1 protein-coding gene is annotated in these 2378 nt (G+C 34.6%); it reads left to right on the top strand.

Annotated elements, in window-relative coordinates; translation table 11 throughout:
• A partial coding sequence (locus AC2FB1_RS10740) for an Ig domain-containing protein (RefSeq protein ID WP_490675236.1) occupies positions 1-2378 on the top strand: 2378 nt, incomplete at both ends.

Below are 2378 nucleotides of genomic sequence, written 5' to 3'. Positions count from 1 at the left end.
TCTGAAGAAGCGACAAAATCAGAGGAACCAAGTTCTGAAGAAGCGACAAAATCAGAGGAACCAAGTTCTGAAGAAGCAACAAAATCAGAGGAATCTAATACTAAAACTACTGAAAATGTAGTTGATATTTCGCAAGTGAAAGATGAAGAAACTGCAACTACATACTACAAGGAAGTTGCAAATGTTTCTGATGAAAAAGCTCAAGAAGTTATTCATAATCTAGATTTAGATACAGAAAATATAAGTCCACAAGAATTACAATTAGCTTTAATACAGGAGTTGGCAAATAAGCAAAGAGAAAGTCAACCGTTGGCAACAGCATTGAGAGTTGCATTACCTAACAATAATAATGAAACAATTAATATTGCTTCAAATGAATTTATCAATACAATGGCTTTATCATCTAATGATATTATTGATGTTGACGCGATTGCTTCAGGTAAGATTAAAAAAGGTACTGACTTCCAAGTTACAAAAGGTATTGTAAGTGGTTGGTTAGATGTTGCTACAAATAACTATACTCCTGGTATTAATGGCTCACAAACAGCATTAAATGATTATAAAGTTTATTTACAGTGGATGGATAAAGATGGAACTGTATCTCCTGTATATCAAGCAACGACACATGATTTAGGTGGTACAAGAGCTGGACAAGGTGGTAATGGAACATACGCATTTGATATAGGAGATGGCTGGACAGATGCAAATGGTAAGTTACACAAACCAGAGTTTCAATCTGTATCAAGTCAAAAATATAGATTATGGTTAGCTCCAGGTCAAAAATCAGAAAATGGGAATGAATATTTTACTTATAGAAAACAACCTGGTAATTCAACAGGATTCTCTGGTGCAGTAGTAGCCACAGGTGAATTTATTTTATCAGAACATAGTATGCAAAGAACGGCTATTTACGTATACGAAAAACCAAGTAACGTAACGATGACAACACCGGAATCTGAGTGGAAATACGACGATAAAGGACCAGACAAAAATCCTGGTATTTTACCAACCTCAATAAACAAGAAAGACCCTTATGCTGTTAGTGGTCAAGTTTGGTGGGAAACAACTACTTCTGGTACACTGTATCCTACATCAACTGGGGAGTCATTTATAGATCAAACATTAGAAGAAGCTAAGGATGGCTTTAGAGTAGTAACAAGCGTGTTAACTCCTGAAGGAAAACAAGCTCTTTCTACTACAAATGGCATAGACGATGTAAATGAACGTATTAAAGCACAACAAGAATTAATCAAAACAAATCCAGAATACATTCAACAAACAGTAGTTGCACCAATCGTGGATGGTAGATATACTGCAAGATTTGATGACAAATTTGATGTTAATTATATGTATCAATATGTAATAGATGAAGATGGAAATGTAGTTCCTGGTTATACTGGTTATTCATCTCCGGTATTTACATCTCCTACAGATTATGCTAGTTCAACACCATTTATTGCAGCTAATAAATCATATGCTTATAATGTACATTTTGCATTAGTAGCTGATCCAGCTAAATATGATATTGATATTACTAATTTTGATGTTATTGATAATGTAGCTCATCCTGGTGATACAGCTGTAAGTAATGTAAGTTCAATGTATTATCCAGGTGAAAAAACTGAAATTGTTTGGTTAGATGCATCAGGTGATAAACCTGTAGAACTTTCAAGAACTGAAGTTAATAATGAAGCTGAAGCAGAGCAAGCAGCACAATTTACAGTTCCTAAAGATATTGATAGTAGAAAAACATATACTGTTCAATTAGTAGTTAATGGTAATGTAATCGGAGCAGATTCATTTGCAGCTGATAATATCGTACAACCTGAAATTGATCCAATTGATGATCAAACAGTTGTTGAAGGTAATCCAATTACAGAAGTTACTGTAAATACTAATAAACCTGACGCAGAGGTTACAGTTAAAGGGCTACCAGAAGGTGTAACATATGACCCTGAAACAGGAATTATTTCTGGCACACCAGTAGTAAATGACTGGAAAGATAATTGGGACCCAAGTAATCCATCAGCAAGTACATTTGAAGAAGAGCGTGATTTCCCTGTAACTGTTACATTAACTGATGAAAATGGAACAACAACAAGTGAAGATTTTGTTATTACAGTTCAAAGAGATACAGATGAAGACGGAAATCCAGACATTAATGACAGTGATGATGATGGTGATGGAGTAATAGATGATAATGAAATTGACGAATCAACAAATCCTAAAGATCCAGAAAATCATTTAGGAGATAATGATCGTTATGATCCAAACGTAGAAGAAGTTAACAAAGACTACGGCACACCAACAACAGAAGAAGACGTGACAGGAGCAGTTACAGTACCAGATTATCCAAGTGAAAAAGAACAACCAGTTAT

The sequence above is a fragment of the Staphylococcus sp. CoH_129_LAB_1 genome, assembly GCF_058191515.1.
This window is presented reverse-complemented; position numbering and strand designations above follow the sequence as displayed.